Origin of the sequence: Sphingomonas sp. DBB INV C78, from assembly GCF_042693015.1 — a bacterium.
Classification (GTDB): Bacteria; Pseudomonadota; Alphaproteobacteria; order Sphingomonadales; family Sphingomonadaceae; genus Sphingomonas_E.
Genome location: NZ_CP170544.1, coordinates 3,599,241 through 3,617,381, shown reverse-complemented (window position 1 = coordinate 3,617,381; position 18,141 = coordinate 3,599,241). Strand labels below are relative to the sequence as shown.

Sequence of the window (18,141 nt, the reverse complement as noted above, 5' to 3'; positions counted from 1 at the left end):
AACAGACAGGCTCGCAAGGTGGCGGATGTTTGGTTTTGGGCGACTGAGGCGAACAGCCACCATTCAGGCCGAAGCAGCGGCACGGATGGGGACGATGCCGTTTTTTTTTGATCCTCTGACAAGAGAATACGACTCCCGCATTTGGAATGACCAGTACGTCCTCGGCGTGATCCACGGCATGGTGAGTGGAAGCCTGGTCATTGGCGGTTACAGCCTCAGCACAAAAGACAAAGGCCGTGTCGTCATCGACGTGTTTGCTGGACTTGGCGCGGAGCCTTGGGTGGCGCGGTTTGCGACAGAAATGGTGCTGAATGGTGATGCCGACTTTCAGCGGGGTAGTGATGATGCGGTGTGTTCGGTGATGATCGGTGCGTCACGCCTCAAATCGGACTTGTACGCGCAACCAGACATCGCAAACGCATTGGCTGATGCGCCGGCATTTCAACGTGAGATGCAGGCGTATTCAGATAGCCGTATGGTGCCTCTCGAAGAAGCGCACGCAGCCGCGTTCCTCTTCAGGAAAGTGCGCGCGCACCAAGGTACAAGCTATTGAGCTTGGGAAATCCGTCTTTCGAAAGCTCGGGCGCTGTCCGCTGTCCCCAATCGTTTATGTGAAGGAGCGTCGGCCTTCGGGATGCTTCGTTTTCGCATCCAATGAAAGCTCAGTCGGTGTGTCCTGACAGGCAGGATTTTTCCAGCCTTGCTGGCGGTTATGGCGGAAAAGTCGGGGGAAGCGGACTTAGCAACTAGCGTTTAATCATGATCAATAACCACGCGATACCGTGGACCATCAACCTCTTTGAAGATGAGGGCATATGGGCTTGGCGCGCATTTTAACCCGAACCCCTCAAAGGCTTCCGACATAGCGGCTCGTACTTCTGGCAACGCAATCAGGTCCTTTTCGTTGCCGTATCCCATGAACGCCAAGGGAATACCGTCGAGTACCGGCCAACTGAATGGATTAAAACACGCAACGCCGGGGGTTCGTTTGAGCAGTTCCTGTTCCAGCGATGGGTCCGCACCGTCGATTTCAATGTCGTGCAACGTGAAAAAATCATCGCGGAGGAACGCCTCGAGTTCCCCATCTGCTATGCAGCGCGCACAAACAGTCGGCGTCGTCAGCGAATAAATATTTCCAGTGTACGTCCACACACAAGGCTTTGAGCAAACCTCGCAAATCTCCTGCGACGGTTTCAACGAGCGTTTTTCGTCGTAAGCGCCGGGATTGAACCGGAACAACGGTTGATCGGCGGTCATCATCTCTCAATGCCCGCAGTGGGATATGTCCGCAAAGTCGGCGGGTCCGGACAGTCCGGATTTTTTGTCGCCGCAGGGTTTGCCGCCGTACCGGTATCTCAAGTGAGCATCGCTCGACTCGCGCGCGAGAGGAGGGCGTAGCGGAGATGCAGCGGCGTGAATCACCCCCGAATCACTAGCCAACTTCGTGTTGACGAACGAGCGGTCCGCCATCAAAATGTGTCCTGACAGTGCGATCGGACTTCCGATAAGCTCTTGAAAATACGCCTTTTATGGTCAGAACGGGTGCGTATGGTGAAAGACACGTGCGCTAGGTGCATGACGACCACGCTCGCCTCTTCGTCCAGATGAATTTCGGATGGATACCCCATATGCTGGGCGCGCTGCCCTACCATTGCACCTCGGCGAGGTGACAAGTCCGCGAATGCGACCAGGCCAGGACTGGCCGAAAAATACCCCGGATCTGGTAGCGCACTGCCAACGGCTGAGCCGTTAAAAATGGCGGCAAACATCCGTGTGGGAGCGGGTGGCGAAGACGCGAACCCACCTTGCATTTGTCCACAATATTCCATATTATCTGGACAGGAGAATGGTCTATGAACAAGCCGCTTACATTGAATGTCCGCATCGGTGGCGCGCTCAGCGATTTCGTTTCGGCCAACGTCGGCGAGCACGGCAGCTACGAAAACGTAAGCGAATATGTCCGCGATCTCATTCGCCGCGACAAGGAGCGTGTGGAAGCGGGGCAATTTGAACGTCTGAAAGCCGAACTTACCCGCGCTTTCGCGGCCGACGAGGCGAGCTTTGCGGTTCTCGACGCGGGTAGCGTGATCGCACGTAACGCCCGAAACTGACCATGACGACCTTTCTGGTTTCCGCTATCGCCGGCCAGCGGCTCGACGAGATATTTGCCTATACCCGCGAAACTTGGGGACAGGATCAGGCGGAAACATACATCCGCGATCTCTTTGCATGCTTTGAGCGCATCGCGAGCCGAGCCCTGGTCTGGCGCACGGTGCCGGCCGAATTCGGCGTCGAGGGCTTCTATACACGGTGCGAGCAGCACTACGTATATTGGCGCATCCTCTCGAACGGTGCTGTGGGTATTGTCACGGTGCTTCACGAACGCATGCACCAGATTTCCCGTTTTCGCGAGGACGACGGAGGCTAATTGCATCCCTCGACGGCTACCGCCCGCTTTGCTGCCCTTGCGCCTTGCCACGCCTGAAAAATCCGGACTGTCAGGACACGCCGACATTGCGGACGCTCTTCCAGGTCGTAAAAGGCTCCATGGGGAGGGTTCTGCATGGCGTGGTTTCGGAAGAAAATAAAAGAGAGCAACTTGCTATTGGGCCGTTGGACCATCGACCCGTCTCACCTCGAAACTCAGCAAAATCTCGGCAATGTGAGCATGGAATTCGATGCTGACGGCAATCTAATATACATCATCAAATCATCCGGAAAAAACGAGGCGATCTTGATGACCTATCGTCTAGACGGGGCGTCGATCATCACAGATCAGCCTTCCCATCCAGGCCCCCAGCGGACCGCTTACAGTTTGTCCGACGACGGAGTTCTCACACTCGCCTTCGGAGGAGAAACTTCCCGATTTGTGCGAGTGGGGTGAACCCAAACGTCCGCTCCCCCCGACTTCTCGGCCTTTCCCCATCGCATCGCCGAAAAATTCCTGACTGTCCGGACCCGCGACATAGCCGACCTTCAGCTTTCCGGCTGAATGATCGTGCTCATGGCCCTCGCGATTGCGGCATCCGCCTCCGTCAGGAGCGCCGCCATCGCTTCGTTCAAATCCCTGGGCGAGGGTTTGTCCCAAGCCAGAGGCCAGCTACCTTGCTGTCGAAAGTTGTCCGCGCTCACGCCGCTCCACATCCGTGCCTGCCAGCGCCCTTCGAACAAGGAGGGAACCCCCGGCGCCGGTGCGTTTAGCGCGACTTCCGCGGTCGTGCGCCGCTTTTCCGACCCGTCTTCATAGGATCGCTCAATCTGGATGCTCCACCACGGCCAATCTCGATCGGACCGATTGGAGGTGTCACGGACAATTCCGACGGCGAACACTCCCTCGCCCCGACACTGCTCTACAATTGCGTCAAGATCAGCCATCCGAGAAAAGAAAGCATCGGTCATCGCTCATCCGCCGAGTGTAATTACCGCGTTGGTTGATAGCATTGCGAGCAGGCTCAGCAATGACCGCTCTCCCCGACGTAGCGGACGATCGCTGGCCGGCGGAGACGTCCCAATTGCTGACGGTCGGGAATCAGGCGCGCCGAACCGGCCACGGTAGGTCCGGTATGTCGGGGGAAGCGGACGTTAGCCCCTCTTCCTCCCCTCCCTGGAAGGGAGGGGCTGGGGGTGGGGCCCGCCGAGGCACTCGGCGGTCTTTGCAAGGATTGCCTCAGCCACACCGTCGGGATTGGCGAGAACCTCGCCGTTCCAGAAGCGAATGACGGTCCAGCCATTGTCCGCCAGCAATTGGGAGCGCCGCGCATCATAGTCCTCGGCGCCGAGGTGCTGGCTACCGTCGAACTCGACCGCCAGTTTTACCGATCGGCAGGCGAGGTCGAGAATGTCGGGGCCAACCACCAATTGCCGGATGAAGCGCGGTCGAAAACGTGACAGCCGTCGCCAGATCATGCGCTCGGCTTCGGTTTGGCCGTTGCGCAGGGCACGCGCATTGGCTGTCATATGCTCGGGCACCCGCGACATGACGCAATGTTAGTAAGGCGCGCTCCGCACGCCAACCCACCCCCAACCCCTCCCTTTCAGGGAGGGGAGTAGAAGGTCCGCTATGTCGCGTGTCCGGAATGGCCGGAAATTTTCGGGGGATCGGGTTAGCAGGCGTCCCGATTGCGCAGCGAGGCGATCGCCGCTCTTAACGTCCAGACCGTGAACAGAGGCCAAGCCAAGGCGCTGGCGCCTGCGACCGCCGCGAAAGGGTAAACGATGGCCGGACGCTCCATAACATGACCGAATAGGAGCATGATCAAGCAGCAAGCCACGAATGTCCCGCCTGAAATCGCGAGACCGATCAAAGAAGTCTTTAGCTTCACGAGCGGCGTTCTGATGAACGAGCCTGGGTTCGTCAATGTCGGCTTTGTCCGCGTGTCCCGACAAACCGCTTTTCGATGCCAGGCGGAGTGAGCGGACGCTCTGGACCCCGAATTCTCGATGGTTGCGATAACGGCCAACTCGGACGCGAATCACTTACCGAACTGCCCGTTATCGTAAATATCGCCAGCGTGACGGCGAGGCGTGCAGTGCGGCACGCAGAAGGCCATTGCCGAGGCGGATCGAGCGAACTAGCACCGTCGCCGACCAAGGGGGTCACAGGGGGGATTATCGAAATGAAGGCAGCTATTCTGCCGGCATTTATGCTGGCTATCGTCACACCTGCATTGGCGCAGGACGCTCAAGTTCAGCAAGCTGTCGCCACGGCTCCGCAAGGAAACGTTTGGATCTTGCCGGCGAATACCGAGCTAACCGTCACGCCAAACAGCGGTGTGTCGTCCAAAACCATGAAGGAAGGCGACGTTTTTACGATCAGCACGGTCTATGACGTCCTGATGAACAACTATATTGTGCTGCCCAAGGGCACCCGTGGCCAAGGTAAAGTTACGTGGCGCACAGGCAAGGGTGCATTCGGTAAGTCTGCCAAGATGGATATCGCGTTCGAGTGGATCGAAATCGGCGGCCGGCGGATTACGATCGAGGGGAAACACCGTCAGGAAGGTCAGGGCAACACAGCCGCGACGATCGGTGCCGTTGTGGCCGTCGGCCCATTTGGTGCGTTCGTCACGGGGAAATCGGCGGAAGTGCCAAATGGCATGCAGCTGAAGGCCTTCACGGCCGAGCCTATTCAGTTCCAGGCGAATGGATTGCAGGCGGCACCGCAGCAGGCTTCCCTTGTTGCAGGCGGACCGGCGGTTTCTCAGGGGACATCGCCGTTGGTGACGCCCGTGGCGTCCGGAGATCACGCTCAGTGAAAGAAGCCATGTCCGCCAGATTATTGGCGGACATGGCAACCAAGTTCCCTAGTGTCCAAAACCGCATCGCGAAGACGGATGGTCCCTAAGACGTCGCGGTCGACGGATGAGAGGAAGGCGCTCCTACCCAGCGCGCTGTAGGACTCGAAGGAGGGGGGCGATCCAACGATCGCCCCCCAATTTTTTGAGCAGCAATGTCCAATTCGATTGTGAATCGATCGGCGAACTGGCTGTTACCGTAGGTTCACGGCGGCGAGCGAATGGCAGCTAGCGCACATTGCTGCCTGTCGGGACACGCCGACAAAGCGGACATTCTGGCCGTTCTCGCCCGTGGACATGCGGTTGTCGAAGAGGCAAAAAAATGGTGTGATACGGCATGAATAATTATGCCGCGCTAATTTCGCTGACGATAATCGGTGCTTCGCTCTCTTCGGCGCCGACTAACGCGCAGCCAGCCGTAAAGATAGTGCCTGTAGAGCCGCCGCCGTCCCCGACTCCCGCTAGCCTAACTGAACCTATATTTACGCTGGAATGTGACATGGTCGGTGAAAACCGACGCTGGTTCAATTCTAAAATAACTTTCACTGGACGCAGAGGATACTATATCATTCGGAAGAACGGGCGAAAAAACCTATCTCAAACGAACGTCAAGTACGAGATATCATCAGAAAACCCATTGTTCTCTAAGTGGCATCAAGTCAAAAATCTCAGCGGCATGAGCGGGGTTACATTTAGCGGCTTGAACGGCCTCGCTGCCACTCTTCAGGTCGACGAAGACATGATAAGGTCTAGGTACGGCGAATTGATGGTAAATATCTATGTCTCTGAGAACTTGCGCGCTACGCGCTTCACCCGCTTTACAGGTTTCTGCAGCGTATCAAAGCATAGCCAGCTTCCCGCTCCAGATATTCAGGCAGATTATTGATCAACTGCATGGAGTGGTCCTCGCGCCCGCTTCCCCCGACATTTCGGTCGTTCGGCACTGGCCTTCGCTCGCCTAATTCCTGCCAGTCCGGATTCAGGGTGTCGCTGCCGCCGCTGGAACGACCGAAAAGTCGGGGTTTGCGGACGGGCGGATTTTGGAACAGAAGCTAGATACCTGTCGCGCGGATGGTGATCCAAAATGAAATTGTTGCTCGCAATGCTGCTTTTGATGCAGTCGCCAGCTCCAGAATGTGCATCGACGCTCACGCTGCGGGGGGTTGGCTCGACCGCCGCTCGCCAGGTTGGCCCCTACGTGGACTGCCTAAACTCGAAAATCGCGACGGCAGAACACATTAGCGCAGCTTGTAGTGGAGCACGCGAGAAAGCAGCCGGCTATCACGGCTCCACTGGCACGAAATCGAAAGTAGATCGAGCTATACATTGGCTCGATGCAATGGTGCGAGAGCGAGCTACTTGCGAAACTCATCTCGAGGTTAATGCGTGAATGCCGGAAGGCGTCCGCTTTCAGCGGAGATAGCGGTAAGTGCAACTTCCGTAACGTTGCGCGTCCCGACCGGCAGCTCAGTGAACAGAAATTTGGAAAGCTGCCGTTAGCCCCCTCCGGCCTGCGTTGGAAACCGGCCAGGCCCTCCCGATCGGCAATATCGCGGCGTGATATTGTGCCTACGACAACGATGTTTTCGAACAGGCCGTGTTGAAGGCAACTGAGCCATTCGACACGATTTGAACTTGCTCCAAGCAAACGCGGAAATTGATATGTCGACAGCACCGGACAAGCCGATCTTCCTGGAAGGCGCTCACATCTCAAGGCCGTGATCGCCGAGGCAGGGGCGCCCCCAGGACGTTATACGAATGCGCGTTTATTTCGTAGACCACCAACCTGAGAAGCTGGACGGCATTCTGCCCGAACTGAGCGCATCTAACGCTGACGGACCGCCGCCGCCGAACTTGATCATCGGCGTTGCGACGTTCGCGCTGTCCATTCCTCAACGAGATCCAGGTCACGGTGACGCTGCGATGACGGCACTTCCCAACGATCTTCCACCGTCGACGCTTTCCAATGAAAGGCACCGCATAATGCGTTTTTCCCTCGCCAAAAAACTCGCCCTTTCCCTGATGATGCTCGCAGGCGTCGCGAGTGCTGCCGGCGCGGCGGGGCCGACAGCCACAACAAGCACTGATGTCGAGGGCCTCTGGCTGTATACTGGCCTCGTTTCCAAGGGCAGGGACATGCCGCTAACCGGCGTGTTCCTGTTCAAGGGTGGTGAGCTGCTGCAGCAGGCGGTGTTCAACGGCGAACCTGCCGACCAGCAAGCGGCGATGGCGCATGCGGGCACCTACGCACCGACGCCGATCGGAGTGAACCTCGTGACCGAGCAGCTGATCGGCATCGCTCCGACGGCGGCAATGCCGCTAACCTTCAAGCCCGACGTCAAGCATACCCTCAAGGTCGAGCGCGCGGCGGACGATCTGAAGATCACCTTCGGAAGCGGCACCGTCCAGACCTTGCGGCGCGTCGGATCGGGCAACGGCAAGGTTTATAAGGTGCCGAATGGACGCTTCGCCTTTACCGATGGCTATTTCGTGATCGTGGCCGGTGACGGAAGCGCAGCGGTGACCGGCTATGGCCAATATGAGGCGGCCGGCAACGATTATCGCCTAAAGGTCATCCGCTGGGCCGAAGTGGCGGACGGCAAGGTCGCCTATCGTGCCGAGGGCGAGACCGTAAAGGTGCGCTTCGACGGAACGACGCTCACCCTTCCTGGCGGCCAGCACAAGACGGTGACCAAGTAAGCGACGGCGGCGGATATGCGGGCAGCGCCTCCTTCAAATGCTGCCCAAGCAACTGACAGGTAAGGGCAGGATGGTAGCGAAGCGGTATGAGCAAGGCCGCCGCCAACCCCTTTCGCTACTTCAATTCATCGCCGGATTTGATCTGTCTGGTGGCGATGAGGTACGTTCGCTTCCGCGCCGTTGCTGCCATTCAAGTGGGCTTGAGGGATGCCGAAAAGCGGACGCCTGTTCATTGCGCCGTGGATCGGCTCCTCGCCGGAGTGAGGAGCCGCCCAGGTTAGATCTCGGTGCGCTCGGCAAGGATCAGGGCGTCATCGATATCGACACCGAGATACTTGACGGTGTTCTCGATCTTGCTGTGGCCGAGCAGGATTTGAACGGCCCGCAGATTGCCGGTGGCCTTGTAGATCATCGAAGCCTTGGTCCGGCGCAGCGAATGGGTGCCATATTCTGCGCCGTTCAAACCGACCGCAACGACCCACTCGTCGACCAGACGTGCATATTGGCGCGTGCTGAGATGGCCGGTGTAGTCGACCCGGCTTGGGAACAAGTAATCGCCAGCCCGACCACGGCGCTGCTCCAGCCATGCCGATAGGCTTGCCCGAGCATTGGTCATCAGCTCGAACTGAACAGGTCGCCCGGTCTTCTGCTGAACGACGGTGGCTCGATCCCTGATGCTGTCCCCGGCAAAGAGATCGCAGATTCTGATTTTCACGATGTCGCAGCCGCGCAATTTGCTGTCGATCGCCAGGTCGAATAGGGCGCGATCGCGTAGGCGCCGGTGTTCGTCGAGAAAGAAGCGTATGGCCCAAACATCCCTCGCTTTCAGAGGGCGCTTGGGGCCGACAATCAGCCCCGCGTTCCAGGCGCGCCGCTCGCGCGGGGGCGGATCCAGATCTGAATGTCCCATGGTTCATCTCCTTCGGCCGGAACCGGCCGCAGAGATTCTCGCTCCATTTCCGAACGCGGGCTCGTTCAAGGATCTTGCCAACCCAGCGTGACATGCCAATCATGGATGACCCAACCAGGAAACTGAACGGCATACGCCGACAAAGCGGCCGACCGCGTCTTCAATTTGGCTTCCCCAAAGCGGCCATTCCGTAAGCTCGATTTTTGGCGTTGCACGGCAAGTCCAGCCAACCACTGTCACCGCAATATGCTGCGGACCTCGGCGGCGCGGTCCAACCAGACTCAAAGGGACGATCGGTTTCCGGGCGGCGATGCAGAAAGAGAGTGCGGGAGCGCGCTAGGAGATGGGGGGTAGAGCGCTCCCGCTTTCAACCGGTCGAGGGGGGCATCGATCGGATGATCTTGTCTTGTCGGTCGGTTGGCCGGTGAATGCCATTAGGTAAAAACCGAATCGTGCGGGTGGTGATCAAAGCAAAACATATAATCATTACGCTGATTATTATTGTGTCTCTAGTGCCGCACAGCCATCACACTTCATTCGATATTGATCCAGATCATGTTCCTGCTGCTGGACGATCCTCGTCCGGCATGAAATGACGCACCTGGGTTCCGGTGTGGGGTGAGCCCAACGAGCGGCGCCCCGACCAGAGGCGCCGCTCGTTTTACGTCGGGAACTGGGAAGCCGACACATGGGTGGATCCGCCAGGATATCCCAGGCCGGACGAAGGCTCGACTACTCCACACGTTCAATGATCGAGATCTCCGGAACGACTTCTGCCCTCGCAGCGTCTGGGAGACATGGCAAAAACAGATTTTCCAAGGCGGCGGAACCAGGCAGTCAGGCCAGTTTCTCGTCTTGGAGCGATCAGATTCCCGCTTTTCTGGCTCGAGAGGCTTGCCCGATGGGAGCGCGCCGATCAGGCGCCGCCCCGCCGGTGAAGATCGCCACCTATAATGTGAACGGCGTGAACGGCCGACTGCCTGTCCTTCTGCGCTGGCTGGAAGAAAGCGCGCCAGACATTGTCGTCCTACAGGAGCTGAAGGCGCCCCACGAGAAATTTCCGGAACGAGCGATCCGCGACCTTGGCTATGACGTCATTTGGCACGGCCAGAAGAGCTGGAACGGGGTCGCGATGCTAAGCCGCGTGGGCGAGATCCACGAGACACGGCGCGGACTGCCACTGGACCCGGACGAAACGCAGAGCCGCTATATCGAAGCCGCGGTCAACGGCATCCTGATCGGTGGTCTTTATCTCCCCAACGGCAATCCGCGGCCGGGCCCGAAGTTCGACTACAAGCTGCGCTGGCTCGACCGGCTGATCGACCAAGCGGCCGACCTGCTGGGTTCGGGACTTCCGGTGATCCTTGCCGGTGACTTCAATGTGATGCCGACCGACCTCGACGTCTACAAGCCCGAGCGGTGGCTGGACGATGCCCTGTTCGCGCCAGAGGTGAAGGCCGCCTATGCCCGGCTGCTCGAGCAGGGCTGGACCGATGCGCTGCGTGCGCTCCACCCAGGAGAAGCGATCTACACCTTCTGGGATTATTTCCGGAATGCCTATGCACGCAACGCAGGCCTGCGGATCGATCATCTACTGTTGAGCAATTCCCTGGCAGGGCGCCTCGTCTATGCCCAGGTCGATACGCATGTGCGCGGTTGGGAGAAGACCCGCGACCATGCTCCGGTCTGGGTTCAACTGGCCGACAAGCCAAGAAGGAAGCGATCACGGAAAGAGAGCAACGATCATGCGGTGGCTTCGCGATAACGGACTGACGATCGTCCTGCTTCTGCTCTTCGGCGGAAGCATTCTGGGACAATGGGTGGCGGGCTGGCATGTCGCCAACGACGACGCGCTTCGCCACAATCTCCCGCTCATGAGCCTGTCGGCCTATGCGGTCAGCCCGGAATTCCTGTCGTCGGTCTTCGAGAACTGGGAAAGTGAATTCCTGCAGATGTCGGCCTATGTCGTCCTGACCGCAATCCTGGTCCAGCGCGGCTCCGCGGAATCGAAAGACCCCGACGAGCACGATCCGCGCGACGACAATCTGGAGGGGCAGGCGCACAAGCCGGGCGCGCCATCGATCCTGCGCTGGGGACCGATCTGGCGCGCACTTTACGCGCGCTCGCTCGGGATCGCCCTTGCGCTGTTGTACCTGGCCTCATTCGTCATCCACTGGACGCAAAGCGCGAAGGTCGCAGCACAGGAGGCGCTCGCTCATGGCGAAGTGGCGCCGACGACTCTCGCCTATCTCTTCGATGCCCAGCTCTGGTTTGAGTCTCTCCAGAACTGGCAGAGCGAGTTCCTGTCGACGGCGGTATTGGTCGTGCTGTCGATCTTCCTGAGACAACGGGAATCGCCAGAATCCAAGCCGGTTGCAGCACCGCATGCCCAGACCGGCGCCTGAGAAGAGCCCGGATGTACTCGCCTTGCTTTCATCGGTTGGCGTGACCCGATGACGCGCCGGCAGAAACTCAAAGTCTATCGGACGCCTATCGGCTTCCACGATGCCTATGTGGCGGCTCCCAGCCAGAAGGCTGCGCTGGCTGCGTGGGGAAGCGACAACAATCTTTTCGCCCAAGGGTTGGCTGAAGAGGTCAAGGATCCTGAACTCATGGCAGAGCTCTTGGCTTCGCCGGGGGCGGTGATCCGTCGCTCTCGCGACTCGTCACAGGAACAATTGGCGGCGATTGGAAGAGCGTCCCCTCGTTCCAGGTGCCCAGAGCAACGAGTTCGAACCAGGCCAGCGCCGGAAAAGGAGCGCCCCGTCGAGAAGGCTGCTCTACAGCAGAAGGCAAGGCCAACGTCGCGTCCACGCAGTGCGGTGCCGCCACGACCCTCCCGAGCTGCCGTCGAGGCGGCGGAGGCGGCGCTCGCGGAAAGCGAGCGTCTTCATGCGGAAGAGCGGCGGGAACTCGCCCGTCGGCAGGCAGAGCTCGCGGCGGCAAAGCGAACTCTCGAGCGAAGACAGGGCGCGGAGCATGCCCGATTGGAACGCGCGGTCGAGAAAGCGCGGGAGCGCTACAGGCAGGCGCTGAGCAACTGGAGCAAGAAAGGCTAGTCGGTCTTGACTGGTCTTTCGTTACGGAACCGGTGCCGCACCGAGAGCGTCTAACTGCGATATAGAAACTCGACGGAGGACATCATGGGCCTGATCATCATTCTGATCGTGGGCGCGCTCGTAGGTTGGATCGCCGGCATGATCATGCGCAGTGGCGGTGGCATCTTCTTCGACATCGCGATCGGCATAGTCGGGGCCGTCATCGCAGGCTTTCTGTTCGGTGGCGGTGCGTCAATCATCAATGCGCCGCTCAACATGGTCGCGATCCTCTATTCGCTGGTGGGCGCCATCATCCTCCTGGCGATCGTGAAATTGATCCGTCGAGCTGCGTAGATTTCGGTTCGCAAGGCGGGGCGGTCGTCGGTACCGAGGTCGTATGCGCGAACTTGCCTGTCATTGGATGTCCGCCCGGCGCTTCACACACTGAATGACCACGGAAGAGAGCGCCGGCGGGGAACCACGGGCAACTCAGGGTTCGCAACCAATTGACGAGCTTTCGCGTTCCACAGCTGTGGATCATTGCGCAATCGTCACCGGAGGAGAGTCCGGAATTGGCAAGGCTTGCGCGCTGGCACTCGGCAAACGCGGCGCGGCAGTTACGCTCAGCTGGTTCAAGGATGAGCAGGCCGGCCAGGCAGTAACAGCAGAAATTGCCCGTGCCGGAGGTCGAGCCATTTCCCGGCAAACGGATGTCGGCGACGAGGCGGCCGTCGAGGCACTGTTTGCCGCTGCCGAGGCAGCGTTCGGGCCAGTGCGATTGCTGGTCAATTCGGCCGGTCTCAATATGACCGGGACACCTGTCTCCGACATGAGCCTGGCTCAGTTCGATCGCGTGCTGCGCGCAGATCTCTACGGGCCGTTCCTGACCTGTCGACGCTTCGTGCGCGGTCTCAAAGACAGCCCGGGCGGCGGAAGGATCGTCAATATTTCGTCGATCCATGAGCGCTCACCGCGTCCGGGCGGTGCCGATTATGACAGCGCCAAGGGCGGCTTGGCTCAACTCACGGCAACCCTCGCGCTGGAACTCGCGCCTCAGCACATCGCCGTGAACAGCGTCGCCCCAGGCATGATCCTGACGCCGATGAATCAGCGCGCGCTCGACGATGCGGAAGAATTGCGGCGCAAGGAGGCCGCGATCCCTTGGGGGCGTGCCGGAACTGCCGAGGAGGTTGCCGAGCTCGTGATGTTCCTGCTGTCGGACAAGGCCGATTATATTACAGGGGCGACGATGACGATTGATGGCGCGCTCTCGCTGACGGTGGCGCAAGGGGCATGAGGAAGATGCTGCTCGATTATGCCGTCGAACGTATCGACGTGGTGCAACTCGACATCGCCCAGCGACCCGACGGATTGCTTGCCGGCCACGACCTGATGAGCCCCTATGTCTGGGAGGCCGAGGGCCGCATGCATCTGCTCGTCCGAGTGCTCGACAACCCGCTCGGTCCCAGCGATGCAACCGGAACCATCTATGCGGGCGAATCGAGCGATGGTTTGTTCTTCAAAATGAAGTCCTCGCCCGCCATCGCCCCCGGGCCGGACGCTGCCGATGCCGGCGGGGTCGAGGATCCTACCGTGGTAATCGACCACAAGCCGCACCTGCTCGTATTCTATACGGGCGTGGACACCAGGCGCAAACAGGGATCGCTCCTGATCGCCGCCGGAGCGGATTTGCGGCACCTGACGAAGAAAAAGGTCCTGCTCAAGGCGCCCGAGGGCGAAGGCAATATCAAGGAGGCGACGGTCGCGCAGGGTGCCGACGGCCGCTACCGGATGTTTTATGAATACGCGAAGGACAACGCCTCGCGCATCGGGCTGGCGCTGGCCGATCGATCAACGGGGCCTTGGAACGTCGTCGAAGACCCCTTCTCGATCCGCCCCGATCTCTGGGATTCATGGCATCTCTCGACGGGCCCGATACTCTCGCGTGAAGGTAAGCCGCCCGTGATGTTCTATAACGGCTCGACCGCCGATGCCCGCTGGCGCATCGGCTGGATTGCGTTCGATGAGAATTTCACGAAAGTGGTCGATCGCTGCATCGAACCGCTTCTTGTGCCGCCGCCGCCAAAGGAGCGCGCGGGGATCGATATCGCATTCGCCGCTTCATTGCTCGATCATCAGCCGGACATCTTCATTTACTACTCGCTTGAGGACCGGCTGCTTCGACGTGCCCTCGTGCGCGAGCTGCGCCCGATCTGAATAGCGGATTCCGTTCATAAATCGGACCTCGACCAACCAATGCTGACCAGGGCTGCGAAGCGCGCGGACAGCCGCAGCTCGGAGATGCCCGACGAAATCCGAACGGGACAAGGGAAAGCGCCACCACCCAGGTGGAAAGGCGTGTGCTGTCTCGAGCGCCGCTTGCACAACCGTCGCCGGCAACTCGTCCTTTCCGGTTAAATCCTTGGGCACCGGAGTGGATTTTCAGGAACGGTCAGGTCCCACAATTCGTTTCAGGAAATACCACAAAGGAGATGTTCGATGGGTGAACTTACTGACAAGATCAAAGGCAACGTCAACGAGGCGATCGGCAAGGCCAAGCAGAAATCCGATAATCCCGAAACGCGCGATGAAGGCGCCGCCCAGGAGGTGAAGGGCAAGGCTCAGCAGCTTGAAGGCAAGGTCAAGGGCGCACTGGGCGACGATATCTGATCGGCAAACGGCAGAATTGTTTCGGATCGCCGAGACACACTGAACTGATGCCGCATTGTGCCCTCGCAAATGGGCATACACGGCATCAGTTTCCGCCGCGAAGAGCGTGCTTCGTGACGGTCGTTCACTTGTTACCCGCGTGCTCCCCGTGGATCCATTCAACCGGGGTTGAGTTGTATTCGGCAACAATTAATCCGGCGGCGGATAGAATAGCGGACTGGCGAGATAGCCGCATCCCGCAAGACGATGACGGATACGGGTCTAAGTGACCGTCTCGACCTCTTCGGTATGCACCTGGAAAGATACCAGTTCGGCAGGCCCAAAGGCGGTGGTCAGCGCCGTGTCGATGGCGTCCCGTCCGCACGCCATAAGGATGCGACCGATCCGACGCCGATTGTGGCGAGCATCGAAAGTGTACCAGTCGCCATCAAGATACGCTTCGAACCAGGCACTGAAATCCATCGGCGCGTCGACCGGAGGGACGCCGATATCGCCGAGATAGCCCGTGCAATAACGGGCCGGGATGTTCATGCATCGGCACAGCGTGACCGCCAGATGGGCAAAGTCCCGGCAGACCCCTTCCTGCTCCTGGTAGACATTCCACGCCGTCTTGTCGGACCGGGCATGCTCATAGTCGAAGCGGATATGGTTATGGACATAGTCGACGATCGCTTCCACGCAGGCACGACCGGACGGGAACCCTGCGAATTGTGCCCAGGCAGCGTCCATCAGGCGGTCGGTTTCACAATATCGGCTGCCCAGGAGATAGACGAGGATGTCGTCGGGAAGCGCCTCCACAGGCTCTTGCGGGACATAGGCCGGCTCCGCATCGGGTTGGCCGTCGTCCTCTATCGTAAAGTCAGTGGTAAGCGTCACACCGCCAGCAGGCACGGTCAGCCGCGAGCAGATGTTTCCATAAGCATCGACATAATCGTAGATCGGGATGTCGGGGGAAACCTCGATCCGATGCGGCGACTGCAGGTCCTTGTTGCGGGAAGGGTGAATGCTCAGCATGGCGAGCATTGCTGTCGATGCTTCGGCTTCGAAGCGGATCTCATAACCGGCGCGGATGAGCATCAGGGCAATTTCCTCAAGGGGCGCCGTTACGGCTGTTGACGGCGAGCGGCGCAATGGAAACGCCGGAGAGAGCCGTCGGGTCCAGACGGATCTCGACGTCGAGCTTCATGCCGATATAGCTGCCGGGAAGACCCATGAACGTGCCCGACAAGGGGATAGCCTGATAGGGATCGCGCGCGACTGCCACCCGGACTAGGCCGCGATTGCCGACAATCCCGTTGGTGGGGTCGAACTCCACCCAGCCAGACCCCGGCAGAAAGATGCGGACCCAGGCGTGCGTGTTGCCGCCGCCCACCCGACCTTCGCCGCGCGATGGATTATAGACATAGCCGGATACGAACCGCGCCGCGAAGCCGAGCGCGCGGACGGCCTCAATCATCAGCACAGCAAAATCGCGGCACGTGCCCTGGCGCTTTTCGAGCGTCTCGATCGGTGTCTGCGTCCCCTTGGCGTGCCGGGGGACATAGGTGAAGTCTCTTTTGATGCTCGCAGCAATGTCGCCGAGCATGGCGAGCGTTTCGGTCTTGGCATCATCCCGCACGAAGTGCCGGGCCCATGTGTCGATCTTGCGCGAGGGGTCGAGATAATGGCGCTCGATCGAACGCAAAAGGTCTGGCATGTCCTCGGACGAATAGGTGAAGGGAAAGCAGCGGGCGTAGTCCTCGATGTCGATCTGGTCGCCTGCGAGCGGGGCATGATCGAGCCGGACATGGCTCGCCACGCACAATTTCGTGGCGCGGTGATTGAACCGGGCGATCGCCACTGAGTTTCCAAAGACATCATGGAGCCAGCGCAGCTCGGATGGCTCGGGGTCGATCTCGAGCCGGGCATGGATCAGATGCTGGTCATAGCTCTCGCGCGGCCGCGCCATGATGCGATGCTCGCCGAAGGAAACGGGTTGGCGATACTCATATTGGGTGACGTGACGGATGCTCAACAACGGCATGACGAGGTGATGTCCCGATGACGCGGCATGGCCGCGAGGGGCTGCTCGGTGCCGATGACCCTGCACCCGTGCAAAGTCTGAACTCAGGCGGCCGCTCTCCGTTCCTTCTGATCGGTGACCATGCCGGGCGGGCCATTCCTAAAAAGCTAGCGGATCTCGGCCTCAGTCTGTCGGACCGGACGCGACATATTGCTTGGGACATCGGCGTCCAAAGCCTGGGAGAGCAAATGGCGGCACGTATCGATGCAGCCTTCCTCTACCAGGCCTATTCGCGGCTGGTAGTTGACTGCAATCGGGATCCCAAACGCACGGACGCCATGCCGATATGGTCCGACGGAACCTTCATTGCCGGCAACGACGGGCTCACGGCCCATGATCGGGCCGAGCGCGTTGCAGCCATCCACGAGCCCTATCACCTCGCCATCGCCGCCGAGATCGATCGCCGTGTGGCGGGCGGGTACACCCCCGTGCTGGTGTCGTTGCACAGCTTCACACCCCGGCTTTCATCGATTCCTCGGCCGTGGTCGGTTGGGGTCCTCCACGATGGCGGGGAGACCGGCTTTGCCCATCGCGTCCTCGCCGGGCTTCGTCGGGAGTTTCGTGACGCGATCGGCGGCAATGAGCCCTATCGGATGGACCGAACGGATCACACAGTGCCGCGCCATGCCTATCCGAGGAAACTTCCTTACGTCGAACTCGAAGTCCGGCAGGACGTCATCGAAGTCGATGACGGACAGGCGCGATGGAGCGCCATCCTCGCACGAGCCCTGACGGCCGCCCTCCGCTATCGTCCCTGAGATAGCAAAAGGATCTCTCCTTCGTTCGCTCGGCCCCGACAGGACAAAAATGCCGCCTCGTGCTGAAAGTGATTCCAGTACCGGCACCAAAGCCTGCGCTCGCGGGTTGTGGGGTGAAGGCAGGGACACTCCCGACCCACTCTGAGAAGGAATGACGCATGGCCAAATCCGGTCAGGATGCGATCGCGCTGTTGAAAGCCGATCATCGCGCGGTCGAAGCTCTGTTTGAGGAGTTCGATGCGACCAGCTCGAAGCCCAAGCAGAAGAAACTCGCGACCCAGATCTGTACCGAACTCGTCATCCACACGATGATCGAGGAGGAGCTCTTCTATCCAGCGCTCAAGGGCAAGATCGACGACGACACCCTCGACGAGGCCTATGTCGAGCATGATGGCGCCAAGTTGATGATCGGCCAGATCATCAACGGCGAGCCGGGCGAGGATTTCTTCGAGGCCAAGGTCACGGTGCTCTCCGAAGAGATCGACCACCATGTCGAAGAGGAGGAAAGGCCGAAGGAGGGCATGTTCGCACAGGCGCGTGACACGGATGTCGACCTGGTTGCGCTCGGCGCGGCAATGGCGGAGCGCAAGGCGGCGCTCAAGAAGGAGTTCGACGCGAACGGCCTTCCGACACCCAAGGCGCGTACCCTTTCTGCCGTCGAGATCGAGCTCGGAGAGCCGGTCGCCTGACGGTCACCAATGCCGAAAAT

At 59.7% G+C, this 18,141-nt stretch carries 22 protein-coding genes; 16 read left to right on the top strand and 6 right to left on the bottom strand.

Translation table 11 applies throughout. The annotated features are described in order from the left end of the window. Positions 1–85: 85 nt before the first annotated feature. The gene (locus tag ACFB49_RS16995; RefSeq protein WP_380872460.1) at positions 86–553 is read left to right on the top strand and encodes a hypothetical protein; all 468 of its coding nucleotides are present in this window, start codon (positions 86–88) and stop codon (positions 551–553) included. 200 nt (positions 554–753) lie between these two features. On the opposite strand, the gene ACFB49_RS16990 is transcribed toward ACFB49_RS16995, so the two are convergent. Continuing rightward, the gene (locus tag ACFB49_RS16990; protein WP_380872459.1) at positions 754–1,257 is read right to left on the bottom strand and encodes a CbrC family protein; all 504 of its coding nucleotides are present in this window, start codon (positions 1,255–1,257) and stop codon (positions 754–756) included. 596 nt (positions 1,258–1,853) lie between these two features. Between ACFB49_RS16990 and ACFB49_RS16985 the strand changes: the two genes are divergently transcribed. The 3 genes from ACFB49_RS16985 (at position 1,854) to ACFB49_RS16975 (ending at position 2,884) form a co-directional block, all read left to right on the top strand. Beyond that, positions 1,854–2,111, top strand: a complete 258-nt coding sequence (locus ACFB49_RS16985) for a type II toxin-antitoxin system ParD family antitoxin (RefSeq protein ID WP_380872458.1) — start codon at positions 1,854–1,856, stop codon at positions 2,109–2,111. A gap of 2 nt (positions 2,112–2,113) precedes the next feature. Continuing rightward, positions 2,114–2,428 (top strand): type II toxin-antitoxin system RelE/ParE family toxin, encoded by a 315-nt coding sequence (locus ACFB49_RS16980; protein ID WP_380872456.1) that lies wholly within the window; start codon positions 2,114–2,116, stop codon positions 2,426–2,428. 135 nt (positions 2,429–2,563) lie between these two features. Beyond that, on the top strand, positions 2,564–2,884 hold the full coding sequence (locus tag ACFB49_RS16975) for a hypothetical protein (RefSeq protein WP_380872455.1): 321 nt from the start codon (positions 2,564–2,566) through the stop codon (positions 2,882–2,884). Between the two features lie 92 nt (positions 2,885–2,976). On the opposite strand, the gene ACFB49_RS16970 is transcribed toward ACFB49_RS16975, so the two are convergent. Then, positions 2,977–3,399 carry a hypothetical protein gene (locus ACFB49_RS16970; protein WP_380872453.1) on the bottom strand — a complete coding sequence of 141 codons (423 nt, stop codon included), beginning with the start codon at positions 3,397–3,399 and terminating at the stop codon, positions 2,977–2,979. Positions 3,400–3,582: 183 nt separating this feature from the next. Further along, on the bottom strand, positions 3,583–3,978 hold the full coding sequence (locus ACFB49_RS16965; protein ID WP_380872452.1) for an endonuclease domain-containing protein: 396 nt from the start codon (positions 3,976–3,978) through the stop codon (positions 3,583–3,585). A gap of 638 nt (positions 3,979–4,616) precedes the next feature. On the opposite strand from ACFB49_RS16965, the gene ACFB49_RS16960 reads away from it, so the two are divergent. The 3 genes from ACFB49_RS16960 (at position 4,617) to ACFB49_RS16950 (ending at position 7,994) form a co-directional block, all read left to right on the top strand. Then, positions 4,617–5,255, top strand: coding sequence for a hypothetical protein (locus ACFB49_RS16960; protein ID WP_380872451.1), 639 nt, complete (start codon positions 4,617–4,619; stop codon positions 5,253–5,255). A gap of 538 nt (positions 5,256–5,793) precedes the next feature. Continuing rightward, positions 5,794–6,180, top strand: a complete 387-nt coding sequence (locus ACFB49_RS16955) for a hypothetical protein (RefSeq protein WP_380872450.1) — start codon at positions 5,794–5,796, stop codon at positions 6,178–6,180. 872 nt (positions 6,181–7,052) lie between these two features. Continuing rightward, complete coding sequence (locus ACFB49_RS16950; RefSeq protein WP_380872449.1) at positions 7,053–7,994, top strand: hypothetical protein; 942 nt, start codon at positions 7,053–7,055, stop codon at positions 7,992–7,994. Positions 7,995–8,271: 277 nt separating this feature from the next. Here the strand turns inward: ACFB49_RS16950 and ACFB49_RS16945 are convergent, their stop codons facing one another. After that, a complete protein-coding gene (locus ACFB49_RS16945) occupies positions 8,272–8,904 on the bottom strand; it encodes a tyrosine-type recombinase/integrase (protein WP_380872448.1) in 633 nt (210 codons plus the stop codon). 934 nt (positions 8,905–9,838) lie between these two features. Between ACFB49_RS16945 and xth the strand changes: the two genes are divergently transcribed. From xth to ACFB49_RS16910, 7 genes are all read left to right on the top strand, one after another. Beyond that, complete coding sequence (gene xth, locus ACFB49_RS16940) at positions 9,839–10,669, top strand: exodeoxyribonuclease III (protein WP_380880010.1); 831 nt, start codon at positions 9,839–9,841, stop codon at positions 10,667–10,669. Beyond that, positions 10,650–11,309 carry a DUF6766 family protein gene (locus ACFB49_RS16935; RefSeq protein ID WP_380872447.1) on the top strand — a complete coding sequence of 220 codons (660 nt, stop codon included), beginning with the start codon at positions 10,650–10,652 and terminating at the stop codon, positions 11,307–11,309. Before xth ends, ACFB49_RS16935 begins: the two co-directional genes overlap by 20 nt. Positions 11,310–11,357: 48 nt before the next feature. Then, positions 11,358–11,963, top strand: coding sequence for a hypothetical protein (locus ACFB49_RS16930; RefSeq protein ID WP_380872446.1), 606 nt, complete (start codon positions 11,358–11,360; stop codon positions 11,961–11,963). Between the two features lie 84 nt (positions 11,964–12,047). Further along, positions 12,048–12,296 (top strand): GlsB/YeaQ/YmgE family stress response membrane protein, encoded by a 249-nt coding sequence (locus ACFB49_RS16925; RefSeq protein WP_380872445.1) that lies wholly within the window; start codon positions 12,048–12,050, stop codon positions 12,294–12,296. Positions 12,297–12,390: 94 nt separating this feature from the next. Then, positions 12,391–13,239 (top strand): SDR family NAD(P)-dependent oxidoreductase, encoded by an 849-nt coding sequence (locus tag ACFB49_RS16920; RefSeq protein ID WP_380872444.1) that lies wholly within the window; start codon positions 12,391–12,393, stop codon positions 13,237–13,239. Then, on the top strand, positions 13,236–14,159 hold the full coding sequence (locus tag ACFB49_RS16915; protein WP_380872443.1) for a glycosidase: 924 nt from the start codon (positions 13,236–13,238) through the stop codon (positions 14,157–14,159). The genes ACFB49_RS16920 and ACFB49_RS16915 overlap by 4 nt, the downstream gene beginning before the upstream one ends. Positions 14,160–14,441: 282 nt before the next feature. After that, complete coding sequence (locus tag ACFB49_RS16910) at positions 14,442–14,612, top strand: CsbD family protein (RefSeq protein ID WP_380872442.1); 171 nt, start codon at positions 14,442–14,444, stop codon at positions 14,610–14,612. A gap of 261 nt (positions 14,613–14,873) precedes the next feature. Here the strand turns inward: ACFB49_RS16910 and ACFB49_RS16905 are convergent, their stop codons facing one another. Both ACFB49_RS16905 and ACFB49_RS16900 read right to left on the bottom strand, forming a co-directional pair. Continuing rightward, on the bottom strand, positions 14,874–15,689 hold the full coding sequence (locus ACFB49_RS16905; RefSeq protein ID WP_380880008.1) for a transglutaminase family protein: 816 nt from the start codon (positions 15,687–15,689) through the stop codon (positions 14,874–14,876). Positions 15,690–15,702: 13 nt separating this feature from the next. Further along, the gene (locus tag ACFB49_RS16900; RefSeq protein WP_380872441.1) at positions 15,703–16,635 is read right to left on the bottom strand and encodes a transglutaminase N-terminal domain-containing protein; all 933 of its coding nucleotides are present in this window, start codon (positions 16,633–16,635) and stop codon (positions 15,703–15,705) included. 17 nt (positions 16,636–16,652) lie between these two features. On the opposite strand from ACFB49_RS16900, the gene ACFB49_RS16895 reads away from it, so the two are divergent. Both ACFB49_RS16895 and ACFB49_RS16890 read left to right on the top strand, forming a co-directional pair. Next, entirely contained in the window at positions 16,653–17,432 is a 780-nt protein-coding gene (locus tag ACFB49_RS16895; RefSeq protein ID WP_380872440.1) for an N-formylglutamate amidohydrolase, read from the top strand. Positions 17,433–17,590: 158 nt separating this feature from the next. Continuing rightward, positions 17,591–18,121, top strand: a complete 531-nt coding sequence (locus ACFB49_RS16890) for a hemerythrin domain-containing protein (RefSeq protein WP_380872439.1) — start codon at positions 17,591–17,593, stop codon at positions 18,119–18,121. Positions 18,122–18,141 lie beyond the last annotated feature (20 nt).

Excerpts from the sequence above, each read along its gene's own strand:
- ACFB49_RS16995 (WP_380872460.1), top strand. The coding sequence starts at position 86 with ATGGGGACGATGCCGTTTTTTTTTGATCCTCTGACAAGAGAATACGAC.
- ACFB49_RS16890 (WP_380872439.1), top strand. The coding sequence starts at position 17,591 with ATGGCCAAATCCGGTCAGGATGCGATCGCGCTGTTGAAAGCCGATCAT.
- ACFB49_RS16975 (WP_380872455.1), top strand. The coding sequence starts at position 2,564 with ATGGCGTGGTTTCGGAAGAAAATAAAAGAGAGCAACTTGCTATTGGGC.
- ACFB49_RS16990 (WP_380872459.1), bottom strand. The coding sequence starts at position 1,257 with ATGACCGCCGATCAACCGTTGTTCCGGTTCAATCCCGGCGCTTACGAC.
- ACFB49_RS16965 (WP_380872452.1), bottom strand. The coding sequence starts at position 3,978 with ATGTCGCGGGTGCCCGAGCATATGACAGCCAATGCGCGTGCCCTGCGC.
- ACFB49_RS16905 (WP_380880008.1), bottom strand. The coding sequence starts at position 15,689 with ATGCTCATCCGCGCCGGTTATGAGATCCGCTTCGAAGCCGAAGCATCG.
- ACFB49_RS16930 (WP_380872446.1), top strand. The coding sequence starts at position 11,358 with ATGACGCGCCGGCAGAAACTCAAAGTCTATCGGACGCCTATCGGCTTC.
- ACFB49_RS16985 (WP_380872458.1), top strand. The coding sequence starts at position 1,854 with ATGAACAAGCCGCTTACATTGAATGTCCGCATCGGTGGCGCGCTCAGC.
- ACFB49_RS16950 (WP_380872449.1), top strand. The coding sequence starts at position 7,053 with ATGCGCGTTTATTTCGTAGACCACCAACCTGAGAAGCTGGACGGCATT.
- ACFB49_RS16895 (WP_380872440.1), top strand. The coding sequence starts at position 16,653 with ATGACGCGGCATGGCCGCGAGGGGCTGCTCGGTGCCGATGACCCTGCA.
- ACFB49_RS16945 (WP_380872448.1), bottom strand. The coding sequence starts at position 8,904 with ATGGGACATTCAGATCTGGATCCGCCCCCGCGCGAGCGGCGCGCCTGG.
- ACFB49_RS16955 (WP_380872450.1), top strand. The coding sequence starts at position 5,794 with ATGGTCGGTGAAAACCGACGCTGGTTCAATTCTAAAATAACTTTCACT.
- ACFB49_RS16970 (WP_380872453.1), bottom strand. The coding sequence starts at position 3,399 with ATGACCGATGCTTTCTTTTCTCGGATGGCTGATCTTGACGCAATTGTA.
- ACFB49_RS16925 (WP_380872445.1), top strand. The coding sequence starts at position 12,048 with ATGGGCCTGATCATCATTCTGATCGTGGGCGCGCTCGTAGGTTGGATC.
- ACFB49_RS16915 (WP_380872443.1), top strand. The coding sequence starts at position 13,236 with ATGAGGAAGATGCTGCTCGATTATGCCGTCGAACGTATCGACGTGGTG.
- ACFB49_RS16980 (WP_380872456.1), top strand. The coding sequence starts at position 2,114 with ATGACGACCTTTCTGGTTTCCGCTATCGCCGGCCAGCGGCTCGACGAG.
- ACFB49_RS16935 (WP_380872447.1), top strand. The coding sequence starts at position 10,650 with ATGCGGTGGCTTCGCGATAACGGACTGACGATCGTCCTGCTTCTGCTC.
- ACFB49_RS16920 (WP_380872444.1), top strand. The coding sequence starts at position 12,391 with ATGACCACGGAAGAGAGCGCCGGCGGGGAACCACGGGCAACTCAGGGT.
- ACFB49_RS16960 (WP_380872451.1), top strand. The coding sequence starts at position 4,617 with ATGAAGGCAGCTATTCTGCCGGCATTTATGCTGGCTATCGTCACACCT.
- ACFB49_RS16910 (WP_380872442.1), top strand. The coding sequence starts at position 14,442 with ATGGGTGAACTTACTGACAAGATCAAAGGCAACGTCAACGAGGCGATC.
- ACFB49_RS16900 (WP_380872441.1), bottom strand. The coding sequence starts at position 16,635 with ATGCCGTTGTTGAGCATCCGTCACGTCACCCAATATGAGTATCGCCAA.